Annotated in this window: 18 protein-coding genes; 6 read left to right on the top strand and 12 right to left on the bottom strand. The window is 74.0% G+C overall.

From position 1 onward, the window contains the following. Positions 1-73 precede the first annotated feature (73 nt). Both ACFT5B_RS04625 and ACFT5B_RS04620 read right to left on the bottom strand, forming a co-directional pair. Complete coding sequence (locus tag ACFT5B_RS04625; RefSeq protein ID WP_386796804.1) at positions 74-877, bottom strand: ABC transporter ATP-binding protein; 804 nt, start codon at positions 875-877, stop codon at positions 74-76. Next, entirely contained in the window at positions 874-1656 is a 783-nt protein-coding gene (locus tag ACFT5B_RS04620; RefSeq protein ID WP_386796803.1) for a FadR/GntR family transcriptional regulator, read from the bottom strand. Before ACFT5B_RS04620 ends, ACFT5B_RS04625 begins: the two co-directional genes overlap by 4 nt. A 193-nt stretch (positions 1657-1849) precedes the next feature. On the opposite strand from ACFT5B_RS04620, the gene ACFT5B_RS04615 reads away from it, so the two are divergent. Continuing rightward, a complete protein-coding gene (locus ACFT5B_RS04615; RefSeq protein ID WP_386796802.1) occupies positions 1850-2746 on the top strand; it encodes a sulfurtransferase in 897 nt (298 codons plus the stop codon). A 3-nt stretch (positions 2747-2749) separates the two neighbouring features. Further along, complete coding sequence (locus ACFT5B_RS04610) at positions 2750-3358, top strand: maleylpyruvate isomerase family mycothiol-dependent enzyme (protein WP_386796801.1); 609 nt, start codon at positions 2750-2752, stop codon at positions 3356-3358. A gap of 18 nt (positions 3359-3376) precedes the next feature. On the opposite strand, the gene ACFT5B_RS04605 is transcribed toward ACFT5B_RS04610, so the two are convergent. Both ACFT5B_RS04605 and ACFT5B_RS04600 read right to left on the bottom strand, forming a co-directional pair. Continuing rightward, positions 3377-4648, bottom strand: a complete 1272-nt coding sequence (locus tag ACFT5B_RS04605) for a Glu/Leu/Phe/Val dehydrogenase (protein ID WP_386796800.1) — start codon at positions 4646-4648, stop codon at positions 3377-3379. 188 nt (positions 4649-4836) lie between these two features. Further along, positions 4837-5622 (bottom strand): aldo/keto reductase, encoded by a 786-nt coding sequence (locus tag ACFT5B_RS04600; RefSeq protein WP_386796799.1) that lies wholly within the window; start codon positions 5620-5622, stop codon positions 4837-4839. 78 nt (positions 5623-5700) lie between these two features. On the opposite strand from ACFT5B_RS04600, the gene ACFT5B_RS04595 reads away from it, so the two are divergent. Then, complete coding sequence (locus ACFT5B_RS04595; protein ID WP_386796798.1) at positions 5701-9285, top strand: proline dehydrogenase family protein; 3585 nt, start codon at positions 5701-5703, stop codon at positions 9283-9285. 37 nt (positions 9286-9322) lie between these two features. Here ACFT5B_RS04595 and ACFT5B_RS04590 read toward each other — a convergent pair whose 3' ends face one another. The 6 genes from ACFT5B_RS04590 to ACFT5B_RS04565 form a co-directional block, all read right to left on the bottom strand. Further along, a complete protein-coding gene (locus ACFT5B_RS04590) occupies positions 9323-10492 on the bottom strand; it encodes a DNA glycosylase AlkZ-like family protein (RefSeq protein WP_386796797.1) in 1170 nt (389 codons plus the stop codon). Positions 10493-10580: 88 nt separating this feature from the next. Continuing rightward, positions 10581-11603, bottom strand: coding sequence for a LacI family DNA-binding transcriptional regulator (locus ACFT5B_RS04585; protein ID WP_386796796.1), 1023 nt, complete (start codon positions 11601-11603; stop codon positions 10581-10583). Positions 11604-11645: 42 nt separating this feature from the next. Continuing rightward, positions 11646-13199, bottom strand: a complete 1554-nt coding sequence (locus tag ACFT5B_RS04580) for a GH1 family beta-glucosidase (RefSeq protein WP_386796795.1) — start codon at positions 13197-13199, stop codon at positions 11646-11648. Next, positions 13196-14113, bottom strand: coding sequence for a carbohydrate ABC transporter permease (locus ACFT5B_RS04575; protein ID WP_386796794.1), 918 nt, complete (start codon positions 14111-14113; stop codon positions 13196-13198). Before ACFT5B_RS04575 ends, ACFT5B_RS04580 begins: the two co-directional genes overlap by 4 nt. Further along, positions 14110-15141, bottom strand: coding sequence for a carbohydrate ABC transporter permease (locus ACFT5B_RS04570; protein WP_386796793.1), 1032 nt, complete (start codon positions 15139-15141; stop codon positions 14110-14112). The genes ACFT5B_RS04575 and ACFT5B_RS04570 overlap by 4 nt, the downstream gene beginning before the upstream one ends. Positions 15142-15226: 85 nt before the next feature. Next, positions 15227-16567, bottom strand: coding sequence for an extracellular solute-binding protein (locus ACFT5B_RS04565; RefSeq protein WP_386796792.1), 1341 nt, complete (start codon positions 16565-16567; stop codon positions 15227-15229). A gap of 316 nt (positions 16568-16883) precedes the next feature. On the opposite strand from ACFT5B_RS04565, the gene ACFT5B_RS04560 reads away from it, so the two are divergent. Next, a complete protein-coding gene (locus ACFT5B_RS04560) occupies positions 16884-18347 on the top strand; it encodes a sensor histidine kinase (RefSeq protein ID WP_386796808.1) in 1464 nt (487 codons plus the stop codon). A 61-nt stretch (positions 18348-18408) separates the two neighbouring features. On the opposite strand, the gene ACFT5B_RS04555 is transcribed toward ACFT5B_RS04560, so the two are convergent. Together ACFT5B_RS04555 and ACFT5B_RS04550 are read right to left on the bottom strand one after the other, a co-directional pair. Continuing rightward, a complete protein-coding gene (locus ACFT5B_RS04555) occupies positions 18409-18657 on the bottom strand; it encodes a WhiB family transcriptional regulator (RefSeq protein WP_036946793.1) in 249 nt (82 codons plus the stop codon). A gap of 328 nt (positions 18658-18985) precedes the next feature. Next, positions 18986-19927, bottom strand: coding sequence for an MIP/aquaporin family protein (locus tag ACFT5B_RS04550; RefSeq protein ID WP_386796791.1), 942 nt, complete (start codon positions 19925-19927; stop codon positions 18986-18988). A 181-nt stretch (positions 19928-20108) separates the two neighbouring features. On the opposite strand from ACFT5B_RS04550, the gene ACFT5B_RS04545 reads away from it, so the two are divergent. Next, positions 20109-20537 carry a hypothetical protein gene (locus ACFT5B_RS04545; RefSeq protein ID WP_386796790.1) on the top strand — a complete coding sequence of 143 codons (429 nt, stop codon included), beginning with the start codon at positions 20109-20111 and terminating at the stop codon, positions 20535-20537. A 78-nt stretch (positions 20538-20615) separates the two neighbouring features. Continuing rightward, positions 20616-21116 (top strand): hypothetical protein, encoded by a 501-nt coding sequence (locus ACFT5B_RS04540; RefSeq protein WP_386796789.1) that lies wholly within the window; start codon positions 20616-20618, stop codon positions 21114-21116. Positions 21117-21244: the final 128 nt, after the last annotated feature.

Genomic DNA, 21244 nt, shown 5'->3' with positions numbered 1-21244 from the left:
TACCCCGGCATCCGGGGTACTTCGCGAAGTACCCCGGATGCCGGGGTACTTCGCGGGGTCGGGGGGTGAGCTCTCAGGAGGTGGGGAGGGCCGTCCTGCCCGACGACGCACGCCACCGGCCGTGCTCGCGCGCGATCCGGATGGGGTGGTCGAAGGTCGCGCTCACCTGCTCGGTCGTGAGGACGTCGTCGGCCGCGCCCACCGCGACCAGGCGACCCTGACGCAGCAGCGCCGCGTGCGTCGTCGTGACCGGGAGCTCCTCCAGGTGGTGGGTCACCAGGACGGAGGTCAGGTCGGGCCAGAGGGTGTGCAGGTGGTCCACCGTCTCGAGGAGTTGCTCGCGCGCGGCGACGTCGAGACCGGTCGCGGGCTCGTCGAGCAGCAGGAGCCGCGGCTCGTTGACCAGGGCGCGGGCGATGAGCGCCCGGCCTCGCTCGCCCTGCGACAGGACGGCCCACGGGCGGTCCGCCTTGCTGCCCAGGCCGAGCTGGTCGACCAGCGCCCGCACGTGCGCGCGCTGCTCGTCGGACGGCTCCCAGCGCAGCATCGTGAGGTTCGTGCCCGTGAGGCCGGTGAGCACGACCTCCTCGACGGTCAGCGGGCCGCGCACGGGGTGGCGCGGGTCCACGTGCCCGATCTCGCGGCGCAGCGCCTGCAGCTCGACGCGCCCGATGCGGTGGCCCAGCACGTCGACCGTGCCGCGCGTCGGGTGCGTCTGGGCGCCGACGAGCCCGAGCATCGTCGACTTGCCTGCGCCGTTCGGGCCGAGGAGCGCCCAGTGCTCGCCCGCGCGGACCTCGAGGGTCACGTCGTCGAGCAGGACGTTGGCCGTGCGGACCACGAACACGTGGTCGAGGCGCAGGACGGCGTCGTTCACCGGGTCTCCTCGGGGTCGGGGTCGAGGTCGGGCTCGGGGATGGGCTCGGGGTCGGCGGCGCCGGCGCCGCCGGGAGCCGCCGACGAGGAAGGCCCGGCGAGCGCGTCCAGGACCCCGTGCAGGTGCTCGGACGCCGCCGCGGCCGCGACGTCGGGCTCGCGATCCTCGACCGCGCGGACGATCGCGACGTGCGCGTCCTGGTCGTGGTGGTGCGGCGACCCGGCGCCGGCGAGTGCGAGCAGCTCCAGCATGGCGGTGCGCACGCGGGGCGCGAACGCCGCGAACAGCTCGACGAGCACCGGGTTGTGCGACGCCTCGACGACCGCGGCGTGGAACCGCAGGTCCGCGTCGACGTAGGGCCCGTCGTCGGACCCGGGGCCGGTCGCACGCTCGACCTCGCGGCGGGCGACGAGCGCTGCCCGCAGCGCTCCGAGGTCGGCCGGGGTCCGCCGCGCGGCCGCGAGGCGCGCGGCCTGGACCTCGATCGCGACGCGCGCCTCGACGACGTCCGCCACCCGGGTGCGCACGAGCAGGTCGTCCCAGTCGGGGGTCGGCGTGGTCGCGGTCACGAACACCCCGGCGCCCTGCCGCGCCCGGACCAGCCCACGCGACGTCAGCGCGCGCACCGCCTCGCGGACGGTCGAGCGCCCGACGCCGAGCTCGGCGGCGAGGGCGTGCTCGCCCGGCAGGGGACTCCCGACGGGCCACTCGCCCGCGGCGATGCGGTCGGCGAGGACGTCGGCGGCCTGGTCGGCGAGCGACGCGCGCTGGAGCGGCACGGAGACCTCCGGGACGGGACGACAACTTGTCTGATGACCTGATGTCTCAGGCTACCCGACGCGCGAGGCCCGGCCCCCACCCACCCACCGCTCCACCCGCCCCCGTGAGTGCGTACTTTGTGCGCGACACTCCCGGCGTGTCGCGCAAAAAGTACGCACTCACGGGAGAGGGGGTGAGCGCTAGGGTCGGAGCGTGACCCCGCCTGTCGCCCCTCGCATCCCGCCCGTCGTCGACGCGGCCTGGCTCGCCACGCACGCGCCCGGCGGTGGGGCGGGTCCGCACGTCGTCCTGGCGGACGTGCGCTGGTACCTCACGGACCCCGACGGCAGCGCCGCCCACGCCGCTTACGCGGAGGGGCACCTGCCGGGAGCGGTGTACGTGGACCTCGACGCGTGGCTCGCGGGCCCCGCCACCGCGGCCGACGGCCGCCACCCGCTGCCGCACCCCGACGTGTTCGCGCGAGGCATGGGCTCGTTCGGCATCGGCGACGGCACGACCGTCGTCGCGTACGACGACGCGGGCGGCGTCATCGCGGCCCGCCTCGTGTGGTTGCTGCGCGCCCTCGGGCACGACGCCGCGCTCCTCGACGGCGGGTTCTTCGCGCCCGAGGTCCGGGCGTGGGCGGGCGGCGTCACGACGGACGTCGTCGCGCGCGAGCCCGCGACGTTCACCCCGCGGTCGTGGCCGGCGGACCTCCTCGTGACCATCGACGAGGTCGCACCGGGCACGCGCGACGACGCGACCGTCGTCCTCGACGCGCGGCCCGCCGAGCGCTTCCGGGGCGAGGGAGCGGACGTCGACCCGCGCGTCGGGCACGTGCCGGGCGCGGTGAGCGTGCCGTGCCGCGAGAACGTGGACGAGCGCGGGCACCTGCTCCCCGTGGGCGCGCTGCGGGACCGGTTCGCGGCGGCCGGCGTGACGGCCGACGCCGTGGAGGCGGGCGAGGTCGTCTCGATGTGCGGCTCCGGGGTGACCGCGTGCCACACGCTGCTCGCGCTCGAGCACGTGGGGCTCGGCCGCGCGCGGCTCTACGCGGGCAGCTGGTCGCAGTACGCGGCGACGCCGCTCCCGGCAGCGACGGGTGCCTGAGCCGTGCGCGACGCGTTCTACGAGGAGGCCGGGGCGCTGTTCGTCGGGCTCGTGGCCCGCGTGCCCGACGACGCCTGGCAGCGTCCGGCGCTCGGCGCGTGGGACGTCCGCGACCTCGTCGGGCACACGAGCCGGTCGTTCGTGACGGTGCTGACCTACCTCGACGAGCGGCCGGCGTCGGCCGCGGTCGGGTCGGCGTCCGCGTACTACGTCGCGACGACCGCCGTGCTCGCGTCGAGCGACCCGGGCGCGATCGACGAGCGGGCACGCGCCGCCGGTCGCGCGCTCGGCGACGACCCCCTGGCCGCCGTCGGCGACCTGCGGGACCGCACGCTGGCGCGCCTCGCCGACGCGGGGCCCGACGACCTCATGGCCAGCATCGTCGGCGGCATCCGGGTGCGCGACTACCTGCCCACGCGCGTGCTCGAGTTCGTGGTGCACAGCCGCGACCTCGCCCGCGCGCTCGGCCTCGAGCTCACCGTCCCGACGACGCTCCTGCGTGCCGTCGCGCTGCTCGCCGCGGAGGTGGCCGTGGACGCGGGCCAGGCGGACGTCGTCGTCGACGCGCTCCTGGGCCGCGGCACCCTCCCGGCGGGCTTCAGCCTCGTCTGAGCGCCGCGGCCGCGCCGATCAGGGGTAGAGGCCGCGCAGGCGGTGCGCGTCGGCGACGCGCTGGACGCCGATGACGAGGGCCGCGTCGCGGAGCGTGAGGTCGTGGTCGTGCGCGTGGTGCGCGACCTCGGTGTAGGCGGACCGCATGCGCCCGGCGAGGCGGTCCTCGATCTCGGCGTCGGTCCACCAGTACGTCTGGTTGGCCTGGACCCATTCGAAGTACGACACGATGACGCCGCCCGCGTTGGCGAGGATGTCCGGCACGACGGTCACGCCGTTCTTGCCGAGGATCGTGTCGGCGTCCTGGGTGGTGGGCCCGTTCGCACCCTCGACGACGTAGCGCGCCTTCACGTCGGACGCGTTGTCGACCGTGATCACCGAGTCGATCGCCGCGGGGACGAGCAGGTCGACGTCGGCCGTCAGCACGGCGGCCCCGTCGACGGCGTCGGCGAGATCGAACCCGACCACGGAGCCGGTGGACGCGACGTGCTCGAGGAGCGCGTCGACGTCGAGCCCGTCGCCGTTGACGACGGCGCCGAAGGCGTCGGACACGTGCGTGACGACGGCGCCCTCGTCGGCGAAGATCTTGGCGGCGTTGGCGCCGACCTTGCCGAAGCCCTGGACGGCCACGCGCGAGCCCTTGAGGCGGTCACCTGCGTGCGTCATCGCGGCGTCGGCGACGTGGTAGATGCCGCGCGCCGTGGCGGTGCCCCGGCCGCGCGAGCCGCCGATCGCCAGGGGCTTGCCGGTGACGACGGCCGGGATGGTGTGCCCGACGTTGACGGAGTAGGTGTCCATGACCCACGCCATCTCGCGTTCGCCGGTGCCCATGTCGGGCGCCATGATGTCCTGCGTCGGGCCGATGAGCGGCATGATCTCGCTCGTGTAGCGGCGGGTGACGCGCTCGAGCTCGGACACGCTGTGCTCGGACGGGTCGATGTCGACGCCGCCCTTCGCGCCGCCGTACGGCAGGTCGACGACCGCGCACTTCCAGGTCATGAGCATCGCGAGCGCGCGGACCTCGTCGATGTCGACGCTCGGGTGGAACCGCAGGCCGCCCTTGCCGGGGCCGCGGGACACGTTGTGCTGCACACGGTGGCCGCGGAACACCTGGACCGTGCCGTCGTCGCGGCGCAGCGGGACCGCGACGTTGATCTCGCGGCGCGGGGTCGCGAGGGTCTCGTGGATGCCCGCGTGGTACCCGAGGATCTCGACGGCTCCGGCGAGCTGGCCGAGCGCGTTGTCGAGGGCGGGGTTGGCGGAGCGGAACGGGCGTGACGTCGTCGTCATCATCTCTGCGGCTTCTCCTGAGGCCTGTGGTGCGGCCCAGCCCGGTCGGGGCGGGGCCGCGGGGGCGCGCCGCGGGGTGTGCGGCTCGGGTCCACGCTATCGCCCCCGCGCGGGTAGGCCGGACGTCCGACGCGCGGGCCGGCGGGCGAACCCGCCGGTCCCGCGCGCGTCGTCGGGCCCCGAGGGCGTCAGGCGCCGAGGGCGTCGATGCGCGCGAGCTCGCCCGCGTCGAGCGAGAAGCCCGTGACGTCGAGGTTGGCGTCGATGCGCTCGGGCCGGATCGACTTCGGGATCGCGACGAACCCGTGGTCGAGGTGCCAGCGCAGGACGACCTGCGTGGGCGTCACGCCGTGCGCGGCCGCGATCTCGGCGAGCACGGGCGCGTCGAGGTCGGTGCGCTTGAAGGGGGAGTACCCCTCGAGGACGACGCCGCGCTCGTGCAGCGCTGCGACGAGGTCCGCGTCGTAGTCGGTGGGGCTCCACGGGATCTGGTCGATCGCGGGCGTCTCGCCGGTCGCGGCGACGAGCTCGTCGATCTGCGCGACCGAGTAGTTGCTCACGCCGATGGACCGGACGAGGCCCTCGTCGCGCGCGGCCACGAACTGCTCCCAGACGTCGGGGCGCGCCTCGCCGTCGACGGGCCAGTGGATGAGCCACAGGTCGAGGTGGTCGGTGCCGAGCTCGTCGAGCGACTCCTCGAGGGTCTCGCGGACGCGGTGCGCCTGGCTCGGCGGGAGCTTGGTGGTGACGAAGACGTCGTCGCGGGCGACCGCGGACTCCGCGAGCGCGCGACCGACCTGGTTCTGGTTGCCGTACCCGGTCGCGGTGTCGACGTGCCGGTAGCCGGCCTCGAGCGCGTGCAGGACGGCGCGGTAGGCGTCGTCGCCGGTGGACTGCCACGTGCCGATGCCGAGCAGCGGGATGTCGCCGCCCGGGAGGGACGCGGTGGGGATCGGAGCGGGGGTGCTTGCCATGACTCCATCTTCTCCCGCCCCGCGGCGCGTCGCGCCGCGGGGGGTGCGGCGACGACCCCGACGCGGCACGCTGGGCGCATGACGCTCCCCACCGACGGCCGCACCCCTGGCCGCGCGGCAGGGCGCGACGGCGACCCCACCCCCGGCCGCCCGTCCACGCCCGCCGCCACCGCACCCGTACCCGCCTCCGCCCCCGCGCCCGCGGCGCCCCTGGTCGACGACGCCGTCCGCCGCGCGCGGTCGTGGCTCGCGCTCGCGCGGGCCGAGTCGGGCGGCGGGGTCCGCCGCGAGCAGCGGACCGCCGACCGTCTCGGCGCCCTCGTCTCCGACCCCGCGGGCCTCGAGCTCGCCCTCCGGTTCGTCGACGACGTCGCCCGCCCCCTCGACCTCGACGTCGCCGCGCGCGGGCTCGCCCGCCTGGGCGGGCTGGCGTCCGGCGTCGGGCAGACGGGCTCGAGCTTCCTCGGCCCCCTCGACCGCTGGGCCCTGCAGGCGGGGGCGCGGCTCGCGCCCACCGCGCCGCGCGTCGTCGTGCCGGCGGCCCGGCGCCGGCTCCGCCAGCTCGTCGGGCACCTCGTCGCCGACGCGGGCCCCGGGCTCGACGAGCACCTCGCCCGGACCCGGGCGCAGGGCTTCGGCCTCAACGTCAACCTGCTGGGCGAGGCCGTCCTCGGCGACGACGAGGCCCGCGCACGCCTCGACCGGACCGTCGAGCTGGTCCGGCGCCCGTCCGTCGACTACGTGTCGGTCAAGGTGTCGTCGGTCGCCGCGCAGCTGGTCACGTGGGACCTCGACGGGTCGCGCGAGCGCGTCGTCGAGCGGCTGCTGCCGCTGTTCCGGGCCGCGCGGGACTCCGGGACGTTCGTGAACCTCGACATGGAGGAGTACCGCGACCTCGCCCTCACGGTCGCCGTGTTCGAGGACCTGCTGGGGCGCGACGAGCTGCTCGGGTACGAGGCGGGCATCGTCCTGCAGGCCTACCTGCCGGACGCCGTCGCCGCGCTCGACGAGCTCACGGCCTTCGCGCTGCGCCGCGTCGAGCGGGGAGGAGCGCGGATCAAGGTGCGCCTCGTCAAGGGCGCGAACCTCGCGATGGAGCACGTCGAGGCCGAGCTCCACGACTGGGAGCCCGCGCCCTACGGCTCGAAGGAGGAGACCGACGCGAACTATGTCCGGCTCCTCGTGCGCGCGCTCGACCCCGCCCGTACCCACGGCGTCCGGATCGGCTGCGCGAGCCACAACCTGTTCCACGTCGCGTACGCCGTCGGGCTGGCGCGGTCGCGCGGCGTGACGGAGGCGCTCGACGTCGAGATGCTGCAGGGCATGGCGCCCGGCGAGGCGCGCGCCGTCCGCGACGAGGTCGCACGCGACCGCGAGCCGGGCAACGTCCACGGAGGACGGGTCGTCCTGTACGCGCCGGTCGTGCGCGACGAGGACTTCGACGTCGCGATCTCGTACCTCGTGCGGCGCCTCGACGAGAACGCGGCCCCGCAGAACTTCCTGCACGCGCTGTTCGCGGGCGACGACGCGCCGTCGGGCGGGCTGGCCGGCCAGGAGCGTGCGTTCCGCGCCGCCGTCGCCCGGGCCGCGGCGACGACGCCCGAGGACCTGACCCCGCGCCGTCGTCCCCGCCCCACCCCCGACGTGTCAGAACCTCACGGCAGTGGAGTGCCGTCAGCTTCTGACAAGTTCGAGAACGCCCCCGACACCGACCCGGCGGTCGAGGCGTCGCGCGCGTGGGCGGGGGAGATCGTCGCGCGCGACCCCGCGGCGGCGGGCGCCCCGCGCACCGTCCCCCTGACGACGACGGCGCAGGTCGACGAGGTCGTGGCCCGCGCGACCCGCCTCGCGCCGAGCTGGGCCGCGACGCCTCCCTCGGAGCGGGCGCGCGTCCTGCGCGCCGCCGCCCGGCACCTCGAGGCGGCGCGCACCGACCTCGTCGCGGCGATGGTCCACGAGCCCGGCAAGACGGTCGCGGAGGCCGACCCCGAGGTGAGCGAGGCGGTCGACTTCGCGCGCTGGTACGCCGGCTCGGCCGAGCGCCTCGACCCGGCGCACCCCGACGCGGTGCCGGGCGCGACGTTCGAGCCGCGAGGCGTCACGCTCGTGACCCCGCCCTGGAACTTCCCCGTCTCCATCCCCGCGGGTGGCGTCCTCGCGGCGCTCGCCGCCGGCTCGCCCGTGATCGCGAAGCCCGCGCACCCGACGCCGCGCTGCTTCGAGGTCGTCGTCGACGCGGTCCGCGCCGCGCTCACGGAGTGCGGTGCCGACCCCGACCTCGTGCAGCTCGTCCGCGTCGCCGACGGCGAGGGCACCGAGACGCCCGGCCGCCGCCTGGTGACGCACCCGGACGTGGCACGCGTCGTGCTGACGGGCTCGATCGAGACGGCGCGGCTCTTCGCCTCCTGGCGGCCCGGCCGCGACGTGCTGGCCGAGACGTCCGGCAAGAACGCGATCGTCGTGACCCCGGCCGCGGACCCCGACCTCGCGGTCGCGGACCTCGTCCGCTCGGCGTTCGGACACGCGGGCCAGAAGTGCTCGGCCGCGTCGCTCCTGATCCTCGTGGGCGCCGCGGGCGACCGCTCGACCCCGACGGGCGCGCGGCTGCGCCGCCAGCTCGTCGACGCCGTCGGCTCGCTCGCGGTGGGTCTCCCCACGGACCTCGGCACCGTCATGGGTCCGCTCACGGAGCCCGCGGAGGGCAAGCTGCTGCGCGCCCTGACGACCCTCGACGAGGGCGAGCGCTGGCTCGTGCGCCCCCGCCGTCTCGACGACGACCGCCTCTGGACGCCCGGCCTCAAGGAGGGCGTCGCACCGGGCTCGTGGTTCCACCGGACCGAGTGCTTCGGCCCCGTCCTCGGCGTGATGACGGCGGCCACGCTCGACGAGGCGATCGACCTGCAGAACGCGGTCACCTTCGGCCTCACAGCGGGCATCCACTCGCTCGACGACACCGAGGTCGAGCGCTGGCTCGACGGCGTCGAGGCGGGGAACGTCTACGTGAACCGCCACATCACGGGCGCGATCGTGCGACGGCAGCCGTTCGGCGGGTGGAAGGCGAGCGTCGTCGGGCCGGGGGCGAAGGCCGGCGGCCCGCACTACGTCGGGCAGCTCGGGGCGTGGGTCGACCGGACCACGGCCGACGGCGGACCCGTGCCCCCGCGCGAGACCGAGCCCGCGGCGTGGCTCGCCTGGGCGGAGGGCGACGACCGGCGCGCGTGGGACACGGTGTTCGCGCGCCGGCACGACCCGTCGGCGCTGCGCGCAGAGGAGGACGCCCTGCGGTACCGCCCGGTCGACGTCCTGACCGTGCGCGTCGGCGACGGCGCACAGGACGTCGAGGTGCGTCGCGTGCTGCACGCGGCCCGGACGGCGGGTGTCCCGGCAGTCGTGAGCGTCGCGCCCGGCGGGACGAGCGTCGCTGGCGCCCCCGAGTCGCACGAGGCGTTCGCCGCGCGGGTCGCGTCGGGCGAGGTCTCGGGGCGCGTGCGGGTCGTCGGGGGAGCGCCCGGCCTGCGCGAGGCCGCCGCCCAGCAGGCCGGCGCCGTGACCGTCCTGGACCAGCCCGTCGTCGCGAGCGGGGAGCGCGAGCTCCTCGCGGTCGTCCGCGAGCAGGCCGTGAGCCGCACCCGACACCGGTACGGGCACGTGTCGCCGCGCTGACGCGGCAGCCCGTGCGTCGGGCGGGACGGGCGCTCCGTCAGTCCCGCTCGACGCCCGCCAGCGGCACGCCGCGGTGTGCCGCGAGCCGCGCGGCGGCAGCCTCGACGCGGTCCCACGTGGCGGCGTCGAGCGGCGTCCACGGCACGACGTGGACGTTCAGCCGTCTCCCGGACGTCCTCGGGCGCCAGGTCCCGAGCACCTCGCCGCCCGCGACGACGGCGCCGGGCCGGCCGAGCGTGCGCCACAGGTCCTTCTGCGCGGCCGGGTCGGGGACGAGCGTCGCGCGGTCCCGGAGCTGCAGGTACGGGTCGAACGGCCCGAGCAGGTGGACGGCGCGGTCGGCCTGCGCGGGGTCCGCGCGCCGCGACACGTCCGCGAGGTCGTCCGCGAGCAGGAAGCGCGGCTCGGCGCGCCCCCGCAGGAGCGTCGGCTCGACGTCGGTCACCTCGACCTCCACGGCGTCGTCGGGCCAGCGGGCCTGGACGTCGCGGGCGGGAGCGTCGACGTAGGCGGCGACCTCGCGGACCGTCGCGGGGCCGAACACGCGCAGGTACGACCGGACGACGTCGAACCGCGGCTCGGCGTCGGTGCCCGCGTGCGCGTACCCCGGCGGCTCCAGCCCGGGGACGCGGCGGAGCACGGGCGGCGAGGTGCCCGGTTCGAGCTCGAGCCCCGCCTGGAGGGCCGCGAGCCGGAACGGCAGCTCCCACGAGTGCGTGGCCTGGCACGGGTTGCACCAGCGGAGCTGCTCGGGTCGGAGCCCGGCCGTCAGCCGGGTCGACAGGTCGCCCTTCACGGTCGGCCGGTCGACGATCCCCCGCTCGAGCGCCGCGATCTCACGCAGCGAGTCGAGCACGGGGACGCCGGCCTCCCTCAGGGGCTTGGCGGCGTCGAGCACGCGCTTGGCGGCGTCGTCGGGCGAGAGGGGAGCGGTCGCGACGGCGACCGCCGCGAGGTCCCGGCGCCGGTAGGCGTGGGGAGCCCCGCGCAGCGTCCAGGTTAGGGCGAGCCCGTCCCACGGGTCGGTACCGAGCGCGAGCCCGCGGACGACGAGCGCCCAGAGCGCACCGTCGGTGCCCGTGTCCTGGACCCCGAGGTCGAGGACACGGAGCACGTCCGGGTCGTGGACCGACCCGGGAGCGGCGTCGAGGCCGTGCGCACGGGTCCGGAAGGCGACGACGTCCCGGCGGGTCAGCTCCTGTGCCATGCCGCGAGCGTAGGGAGTCCCACCGACGCGGGCGAGCCGTGTTCGCTGGCAGGAGCGGTCGCGGCGCCGGGGGAGTGGCGGCGGCGCGTCAGACGGACGCGCGCTCCACGAGCTCGGCCGGGTAGAGGATCGGCCGGGTCGCCCGGCCACGGCCCTCGAGCTCGTCGAGCAGGACGTTGGTCGCGGTCCGCGCCATCTGCTCGACGGGATTGCGCAGCGTGGTGAGCGGCGGCGTCGTGGCGGCCGCCACCCCGAGGTCGTCGAAGCCGATCACGGACACGTCGCCCGGCACGTTGCGGCCCGCGGACTGGAGCACCCGCAGCGCGCCCTGCGCCATGAGGTCGGACGCCGCGAACACGGCGTCGAGGTCGGGGTGGTCGTCGAGCAGGCGCTGCATCGCGATCGCGCCGCCCGTCAGCGTGAAGTCGCCGTCGGCGCTCGCGGTCACCCCGAGCCCCGCGTCGGCGAGAGCGGAGCGCCAGCCCTCGAGGCGGTCGTGGCCGACGGACATGTCCAGCGGCCCGGCGATCGTGGCGATGCGCGTGCGGCCCGCCTCGACCAGGCGCTGGGTCGCGCGGCGGGCGGCCGCGACGTTGTCGACGTCCACGTAGACGAGCGACTCGGCCTCGACCGCGGGGCGGCCGATGAAGACGGCCGGCAGGTGCGCGGCCATGATCGCGTTCTCGAGCTCGTCGCCCTGGTGGTGGGAGGCGATGATCGCGCCGTCGACGTGGCCACCGTTGAGATACCGGGCGATCCGGCCCGCGTGCTCGCCCGGGCGCGCGATGAGCAGCACGAGCTGGAGGTCCGTCGGGTCGAGCGCGTGCCCGACACCGCGCAGCGTGCCCGCGAGGAACGGGTCGGCGAGGACGCGCCCGTCGGGCTCGGGGATGACGAGCGCGATCGAACCCGTCCGGCGGGTCACGAGCGACCGCGCCGCCCGGTTCGGCGTGTAGCCGAGCCGGGCGACGGCGGCGTCGACCGCGGCCTGGGCCTCGGGGGAGACGCGGTCGCCGCCGTTGATGGCGCGCGACGCGGTCGAGCGTGACACGCCGGCGGCGAGCGCGACCTCGTCGAGGGTCGGTGCCGTGGTCTGGCGGTCGGTGCTCATCCGTGCATCATCCCGTCGTCCGAGTCCAGGGAACAACCGATGTCATTCCTGCGTGTCGGACGGCGGGTTCAGCGCGGCGAGGCTCGCGTCGGGCAGGGGCGGGATCACGCCGTCCCGCGCGACGTCGGCGTACCACTTGCCCGACGCCTTCACGGTGCGCTCCTGGGTCTCGTAGTCGACCCGGACGACACCGAACCGCTTGGAGTAGCCCCAGGCCCACTCGTAGTTGTCGAGGAGCGACCACGCGAAGTACCCGCGCACGTCCACACCGGCCGTGATCGCGTCGTGGATGGCCCGCAGGTGCAGGTCGACGAACGCGAGCCGGTCCTGGTCGTCGACCGAGCCGTCCTCCGCGACGACGTCGTCGTACGCGGCACCGTTCTCGGTCACGTAGAGCGCGATCCCGCGCTCGGCGGTGTACTCCTCGTGCACGCGGACGAGGAGGCGTGCGAGGCCCTCGGGCTGCACCTCCCAGTCCTGCGCGGTGACGGGCAGCGGGCGCGGGTGCACCTGCACGCCGTCGGCGGCGGGGTACGGGGAGGACGTCGGCCGGGAGACCGGCGCGCTGCCGTGGAGCTCGCGGTCCGGGGTCTGGTAGGAGACGGCCTCGCCGTGGTAGTAGTTCACGCCGAGGGTGTCGATCGGCGTCGAGATCACGGCCAGGTCGCCGTCGTGCACGACGTCGTCGATGACGCCGTCGAGCCCGACCTCGGCGAGGTCCGTGAGCAGGTCCGCCGGGTACGCGCCGCGCAGGATCGGGTCGAGGAAGACCCGGTTGAACTGCGCGTCGATGCGGCGGGCCGCGTCGCGGTCCCGCTCGTCCGCGGGGTCGACGGGATCCGTCACGGTGAGGTTGAGCGTGATCCCGAGGTTCGCGCTCGGCGCCCGACGGCGCAGCTCGGCCGTCGCGAGCCCGTGCCCCAGCATGAGGTGGTGCGCGGCCGACAGACCGGCCTCGCGCGAGCGGCGCCCGGGGGCGTGCGCGCCGGCGGTGTAGCTGAGGAACGACGAGCACCACGGCTCGTTGAGCGTCGTCCACACCCCGACCCGGTCGCCGAGCGCGTCGTGCACGTCGGCGGCGTACTCGGCGAACCGGTACGCCGTGTCGCGGTTGGTCCACCCGCCGTGCTCCTCGAGGGCCTGGGGCAGGTCCCAGTGGTAGAGCGTGACCCAGGGGAGGATCTCGTGGTCGAGCAGCTCGTCCACGAGGCGCGAGTAGAAGTCGATGCCCTTCGGGTTCACCGGCCCGCCGTCGGGCCGCACGCGCGACCACGACGTCGAGAACCGGTAGGTGCCGAGGCCGAGGCCGGCCATGAGGGCCACGTCGTCGGCGTAGCGGTGGTAGTGGTCGCACGCGACCTCGCCGTCGTCGCCGTCCACGACCGCCCCCGGGACGCGGGCGAACGCGTCCCAGATCGAGTCGGTGCGCCCGTCGACGTGGGCGGCTCCCTCGATCTGGTAGGCCGCGGTCGCCGCGCCCCAGAGGAACCCGTCGGGCATCCGCACGGTCGCGTCGTGCGGGGTCGCCGCGGTCAGCGGCACGCCCGGCACGGCGGACGAGGTGAGCGGGTGGGTGGTCGTGGGTCGGGGGGTCATCCCTTGACGGCTCCTTGCATGATGCCGGCCACGAGCTGGCGCCCGGCGAGGATGAACACGATGATCAGCGGCACGGTCGTGAGGAACACGCCCGCCATGACCAGCGAGTAGTCGGTGTGGAAGCTGCCCTGCAGGAGCTTCACGACGACGGGTAGCGTCGCGTTGTCCTGGGAGAGCACGATGGACGGCCAGAAGAAGTTCGTCCACTGCTGGATGAACGTGAACAGCGCGAGCATCGCTGCCGCGGGGCGAGCGGCGGGCAGGGCGATCGACCAGAACGTGCGGATCATCGACGCGCCGTCGACGCGGGCCGCCTCGATGAGCTCGTAGGGGAGCGCCGACTCGAGGTACTGCGTCATCCAGAACACGCCGAACGCGGACACCAGCGCCGGCACGATGACGGCCTGGATCTTGTTCTGCCACCCGAGGTCCGTGACGATGATCCACAGCGGGATGACACCGAGCTGGGTCGGGACCGCGGTCGTCGCGATGACGAACACGAGGAGCCCGCGACGGCCCTTGAACCGGAGCTTCGCGAACGCGAAGCCGGCGAGCGTCGAGAACAGCACGACGGAGAACGCCGTGACGACCGAGATGATGATCGAGTTCGACAGCGCCTTCGTGAAGTTGAAGGAGTCGGTGTTGATGACCTCGCTGAAGCGGTCGAAGATGCTCGCGTCCGGAAGCCACTGCGGGATGACGTGCTTAGAGATCGTCTCCTGGTCGGACGAGCCGAGCAGCAGCGTGTAGTACAGCGGCGCGAGCGAGACCACCACGACGATCGCGAGGATCGTGTAGGTGAGCCAGCGGGGGCGTCGCTCGGCGCCGAAGCCGGTGCTGCCGCCGCGTCGACGGGCCGCGGCGCGGGCCGCGCCCTTGCCGGCGGTCTGGGCGGTCATGGGCACGGAGCTCATCGGACGGCTCCCTTCCGGGCGGTCGTGCTGCGCCGCTTGGTGGACTTGTCCCGGCGGGCCTCGGACGTGGAGATCCGCGAGGACACGAAGTAGTTGATGAGTGCGAAGAGCACGATGACGACGAAGAGGAGCCAGGCGACGGCTGCGGCGCGGCCGAGGTTCTGCTGCGGGCCCCAGCCGAGGTTCCACAGGTACATCGTCGTGGTCTCCCACTGGTGGCTCGGGCCGCCGGTGCCGTAGGTGTCGAAGGTGCGCGGCTCGTCGAAGATCTGCAGGCCGCCGATGGTCGACGTGATGACGACGAAGATGATCGTGGCGCGGATCTGGGGGAGCGTGATCGAGAAGAACTGGCGCATGCGTCCGGCGCCGTCGATGACGGCGGCCTCGTAGAGATCGGTCGGCACGGCCTGCATCGCGGCGAGGAAGATCAGCGTGTTGTAGCCGATCCAGCGGAAGTTCACCATCGTCGCGATGGCGGTCCAGCTCGCGAAGGTGTTGCTGTGCCAGCCGATCTTGGGGAGCCCGATGGCGTGCAGCGCCGTGTTGATGACGCCGTACTGGTCCGCGAAGAGCTGGCCGAAGATCAGGCCGACCGCGACCGGCGCGACGACGTAGGGGATCAGCACGCCCATGCGCCAGAACGTCTTGGCGCGGATGTTCTGGTTGAGGATCGCCGCGAGGACGATCGCGATGATCACCTGCGGCACGCTCGACAGGACGAAGATCATGAAGGTGTTGCGCAGCGAGAGCCAGAACTCGCTCTGCTGGAAGATCGCGGTGAAGTTGTCGAAGCCCGTGTAGCCGGCCTCGCCACCGATGAGCGTCCACTTGTGCAGCGAGACCCAGCCCGTGTAGAGCAGCGGGAACAGGCCGGTGATCGCGAAGACGATGAAGAACGGCGAGATGTACAGGTAGGGCGAGACCTTCACGTCCCAGCGGCTCAGCCGCTGGGAGAAGCCGACCCGCCGGCGCCGCTTCTCGGGCGGACCGACGCGCGGCGGCGTGGGTGCGGTGGTCAGGGCGGTCATGGGTGCTCCCTCGAGGACGTCAGGGCGACGGGCCGGGGGCCCGGTCCGGCGTGTGCCGGACCGGGCCCCGTGCATGAGAGGTGCGTCAGCCGAGGCCGAGCGCCTTGTACGCGTCGACGGCGGCGTTCCAGTTGCTCTCGACGCTGCCCTTGCCCTGGACGTCGTAGGCGACCAGCGCGTCGGTCACGGCCTTGTTGATCGTGAAGTAGTTCGGGCCCTTGAAGGGGTTGACCTTCACGGCGGCCGCACGGTCGGCGTTGATCTGGCCCACCGGCGCGTTGTTGAAGAACTCGTTCTTCGAGTCGGCGACGATCGGGTCCTTCTCGGCCTCGAGCTGGCTCGGGTAGTTGTTCGCCTGCTTGTACGCCGAGAGCTGCTGCTCAGGCGCCGTCAGCCAGGCGGCGAACTCCTTGGCGGCCGCGGTGTGCTTGCCGGCCGAGGGGACGACGAGGAACGAGCCGCCCCAGTTGCCGCCGCCGCCGGGGAAGACGTTGGCGATGTTCCAGCCCTTCACGCCGCCGGAGCGGTCCTTGATGCTGGAGGTCATCCACGGCGGGCAGGCCATGGTGGCGAAGCCGTTGTTCTGGAACGACTTGTCCCAGTCGGGCTGCCACTCCTGGTGGTGCGCCGAGAGGCCCTTGTCCTTGGACTCGGTGGCGACCTTCTCGAAGAGCGCCTTGATGTCGGCGTTCGTGGCGAGGTCCTTGGGCGTCCCGTCCGAGTTCTCGTACGGGTTCGCCAGCTGGCCGACCATGGCCTGGTAGGTGCCGTCGGGGCTGTCGTACCAGGCGACCTTGCCCTTCGAGGCGGCGACGAACTGCTCGCCGACCTGGAAGTACTTGTCCCAGCTGGCGCTGTCGCCGCCGAGGAGGGCCGCGACCTTGTCGGGCTCGGAGGGGAGGCCGTACTTCTTGAAGAGGTCGGCGCGGTAGCAGATGGCCATGGGGCCGATGTCGGTGCCGTAGCCGAGCAGCTTGCCCTCGGGGGACGTGGCCTGCTTGGTCTTCCAGTCGAGCCAGCGGCCCTTGACGGCGTCGTCCGTCAGGTCGGTGAACTTGTCCTGGTACTGCAGGACGGTCGGCATCCAGTCGACGTCGACGGCCTGGACGTCGGCGAGGCCGGCGCCGCCGGCGGCGAGCTTCGTCGTGAAGTTGGCCTTGGCGTCGTCGGACGTCGCGGCGATCTCCTGCTTGACGGTGACGTTCGGGTGCGTCTTCGTGTACGACGCGAGCAGGTCGTCGGTGTACCCGAAGTTGTTGAACGTGGCGACCGTGAGGGTGATCTTCTCGTTGGCGTCCTGGGTCTTCGAAGAGCCCGAGCCGCCGTCGTCGGAGCTGCAGGCGGTGAGCGTGAGCGCCAGGGCGGCGACAGAGGCTCCGGCCGCGATGATGCGGCGGGCGGGGCGTGACGGACGGTGCGTCAGCACGGTGACTCCCTTGTCGATGGGGCGGTGATGTCGGCTTGGGAGCGCTACCACTCTGATGGGTGGGAGCGCTTCCATCCGAGGACCAACCGTCGTGCCACACCCGGGCCGGTGTCAAGCCTCTACCCTGCCCGTGACCGTCCCGCAACCTGAGCGGCCGGCAAACCTGCAGGTCAGAGGGTTGTGGTGTCGCGGCTCGAGTCCGAATCGTTATCCCGGGCGACACCGTTGTCGGCCCGTCCGGAGCCTCGGCCGCGCGGGGGTGCGCGTGCGGGAAGGGAACCCCCGCGCGCGTGCGTAGGCTGGGGGCGTGCCAGCCATGAGCGACCTCATCACCTCCGACGTGGACCTCACGCCAGCCGACGCCGAGTGGTTGCACCTGCTCGTGGGGGACTGGCAGGTGGTCTCCGACCTCGCGTTCGCCGACCTCGTCCTGTGGGTCCCGACGCGCGACGGGTCGTTCGAGGCGATCGCGCAGGCGCGGCCGTCGACGGGAGCGACCGTGCACTACGACGACGTCGTGGGCACGCGGCCGCCCGAGGGCCAGCTCCCGCAGCTCAGCAAGGCCCTCACGACGCGCGAGATCCACCGGGCGCGCGAGCCGCGCTGGCTGGGCGCCTACGCCGTGCGCGAGGAGGCCATCCCCGTCGTCCACGAGGGCCGCGCGATCGCGGTCCTCGCGCGCCAGACGAACCTCGGCTCGGGGCGCACGCCGTCCCGGCTCGAGCTCAACTACGTCGAGGCCGCCGACGACATCGTCGCGATGATCGCGCGCGGCGAGTTCCCGTCGCCCGGCGCCGCCACGGGCCAGCGCCGCGGCGCACCGCGCGTCGGTGACGGCCTGCTCCGCCTCAACTCCGAGGGCGAGGTGCTCTACGCGAGCCCCAACGCGCTGAGCTGCTTCCACCGTCTCGGCGTCATCGGGCCGCTCGTCGGGCGCGCCCTGGTCGAGATCACCACCGACCTCATCGAGCACCAGCCCCAGACGACCGTCGACGAGGCGATGCCGCTCGTCGTCATGGGCCGTGCGCCGTGGCGCACCGAGATCGAGGCGCGCGGCGTGATGCTCTCGCTGCGGGCGCTGCCGCTCACCGAGCACGGCCAGCGCATCGGCGCCGTCCTGCTGTGCCGCGACGTGACCGAGCTGCGGCGGCGCGAGCGCGACCTCATCACCAAGGACGCGACGATCCGCGAGATCCACCACCGCGTCAAGAACAACCTCCAGACCGTCGCGGCGCTGCTGCGGCTCCAGGCGCGTCGCATGGACGTACCCGAGGCCCGCGAGGCGCTGGAGGAGGCGATGCGTCGCGTCGCGACGATCGCGATGGTCCACGAGAGCCTGTCCCAGACGCTCGACGAGGAGGTCGAGTTCGACGACATGGTGTCGCGGGCGCTGCGCCTCGCCGCCGACGTCGCGTCCGCCGACACGCACGTCCGCACGGTCCGCGAGGGCGGCTTCGGGCTCGTGCCCGCGCAGGACGCGACCCCCCTCGCGCTGGTGCTGACCGAGCTCGTGACGAACGCCGTCGAGCACGGCTTCCCGGGCCGCCCCACCGGGACCGTCGAGATCGTGGCCGAGCGCTCCGAGAACTCGCTCAAGGTCGTCGTCCGCGACGACGGCGTGGGCCTGGTCGACGGGAAGGGCCCCATGTCGGGCCTGGGCACGCAGATCGTCAACACGCTCGTGTCGAACGAGCTCGGTGGCACGATCACCTGGCGCGACCGCGAGGGCGGCGGCACGGAGGTCGAGCTCGAGGTGCGCCTGCGCGTCGGCGGGAAGTAGCCGGGAACGACGAAGGCCGCCACCCCGAGGGGTGACGGCCTTCGTGCGAGCGGTGACGGAGTCAGCCGGCGCGGCGGGCGCGCGCGGTGCGGCGCTTGAGGGCGCGGCGCTCGTCCTCGGACATGCCGCCCCAGACGCCGGCGTCCTGGCCGGACTCGAGCGCCCACTTCAGGCAGGTGTCGACGACCTCGCACCGACGGCAGACGGCCTTGGCCTCCTCGATCTGCAGCAGGGCAGGGCCGGTGTTGCCGATCGGGAAGAAGAGCTCCGGGTCCTCGTCGAGGCATGCGGCACGGTGACGCCAGTCCATCTCACGCTCCTTGTGGGCGGTGGGAGACCCCTCGGCGAGCGGCACGCGGGCGCGACAGGACGAAGCCGAAGGGGCTTGGTACGGGTGACGCTGGGTACGCGTCGTGTCGAACGTCCGGCGGAACTCGCTTCTGGGTTCTGCGGGGGGTTGTTGACTCTGAAATCAAGTTTCCCCGGCCGAGCCGCCGGGCACAAGAGTTACGACAAGGTTTCTTCGGGGTGACCGCGAGATCTTGGTCACACGTCCCACATCGCCCCGCGCCCCTGCTCCGGCGCCCGTCCCGCCCGTCCTCGGGCGGGACGAGCGGGCGAGGGCGTGCTCCACGGAGTCACGCTCGGACGGCCGGCTCCTCCTCCCCGGGCCCCGGAGGGACCTCCTCGGGCGCGGCAGCCCGGGCCCGCGCGATCAGGACGTCGCTGATGAAGAGGTCGTAGACCAGGATCCCCAGGACGCCGCCGATCAGCGGCCCCACGATCGGGATCCAGAAGTAGGTGCTGAACCAGTCGCCGTCGCCCGGCATCGCGTACTTCCCCCACCCGGCGACCCACGTCAGCAGGCGCGGACCGAAGTCGCGCGCCGGGTTGATCGCGTAGCCCGCGTTCGCCCCGAAAGAGATCCCGATCGCCGCCACCGCGAAGCCGATGATCAGCGGGCCGAGGTTCGCCATCACCCCGGTGTTGCGCAGGTCGACGACCGCCGCGATCAGCAGCAGGAGGAGCGCCGTGCCGACCACCTGGTCGATCAGCGGCCCCCACACGCTGCCGTGGAAGTACGGCGCCGGGAACGTCGCGAAGATCGAGAACGTCGTCAGGCTGTGGCCCGGCGGCTTGCTCGCGTCCTCGAACGCGCTGATCGCCGAGCGGTACACGAGCAGCACCAGCGCGGCGCCGACGAACGCGCCGGCGAGCTGGCTGATCCAGTACGGGAGCACCTTCGCCCAGGCGAACCTGCGCCGCACCGCGAACGCGAGCGTGACCGCCGGGTTGAGGTGGGCGCCGCTCACGCCGCCCGCCACGTAGACGCCGAACGTCACCGCGAACGCCCAGCCCCAGACGATGAGGAGCCAGTCGCCCGTGCCCTGGAAGAACGTCGTCGGGCCGGCCGTACGACCGGAGCCCGGCAGCGCGGCGACGGCCATCGCGACGCTGCCCACCCCGAACATGATGAGCACGAACGTGCCGAGGAACTCCGCGAGGCACTCGCCCCACAGGCCGCCACGTGCCTTGAGCCCGCTGCCTCCGGTGAGGAGCGGGGGGATGTCGTCAGACATGGCACCTCCTTCGACGACGGCGTGGCCGGTCGTTCGGAGGGGCGCCGTACGCGTGCTGCGGTGCTCGCGAGGCTGGCCGGCACTCGCCGGCGATGGTTGAACCTGACGCCCCTCAGGCTACGCCGCCGCAGGTGGGGGCGCAGGTTGCCGGACGACGGCGCCGCTGCGGGACAATGGCGCCGTGAACACACCCACCCCGGCGTCCGACCGGCCCGCGCGTCCGTGGACCCTCCGCTGCCTCGTGTGGGGAACCCTGCTCGAGGCTCTCGGCCTGGCCGTGGGCGCCGTCGTCGTCCTCGTCGAGCTCGCGCGCGGGGACTCCGACGCCGTCGGCACGAGCGTGGCGCTCGTCGTCCTCGCGCTCTCGCTCGCCGCGCTCCTGGGGGCGGCCGGGCGTGCGCTCGCCGGGGGAGCGCGGTGGGCGCGGGCGCCCATCGCCACCTGGCAGATCCTCCAGGCGCTCGTCGGCGTGACGTGGTGGCAGGAGACGCGGTCGCCGTGGGCCGGGCTGCTGGTGCTGGTGTCGGTCGTCCTGCTCGTGCTGCTCATGGTCCCGAGCGTCGTGGCGCTGACCACCGACCGCGCACCGCGGGACCGGGACGGCTCGTAGCGCCGGTCCCGTCGGCGGTCGCGGCCGAGAGTCCGTCCCCCTGTGGCGCGGCACCGAGGCTTCGCTAGCCTCGCTCAGGTGACGCACACGCTTCCCGAGGGCTGGTCCGACTTCGGTGTGGCCGCAGCCGGCGCGACGGCGGCGCTCGCCGGCCTGCTCGTCGTCGCGATGTCCGTGAACGTCGCGGAGATCATGGGCTCCAAGGTCACCGTGGCGGGCGCCCGCACGACGATCGCCTCGCTCGTCCTCGCCATCGCCGCGTCCCTGCTGATCCTGCCCGCGGGCCAGACCCTCGGCGGGCTCGGGATCCCCGTCCTCGTGCTGGCGGCAGGGGCGTCGGTCGTCCAGGTCGCGGCGCTCCGGACCCAGGGGCACGCCGAGGCGGAGGGCATGACCCGCCCGGTCCGGGCGACCAGCATCGGCCTCGCGGCGGGCGAGCACCTCCCGTTCCTCGTGGGCGGGATCCTCCTGGTCTGCGGCGTCGCGAACGGGCTGTGGTGGATCGTGGTCGGGATCGTCGCCGTCGTGCTGTCCTCGATGGTCAACGCGTGGGTCCTGCTCATCGAGGTCCGCCGCTGACCGTCGACCGACGGCGGCGGGGGCCGCCCCGGGCGGGGCCCCCCCCGCGAAAACCCCAAACCGCGGCGGGGGCCGCCACCGGGGGGGGTGGCGCCCCGGGGCGGGCCCGCCGGGACCGCCCGGCGGGC

The organism is Luteimicrobium sp. NPDC057192 (assembly GCF_042670205.1).
GTDB lineage: Bacteria > Actinomycetota > Actinomycetes > Actinomycetales > Cellulomonadaceae > Luteimicrobium.
Note: the sequence above shows the minus strand (reverse complement) of the source record. Positions and strands in the feature narration are given on the sequence as shown.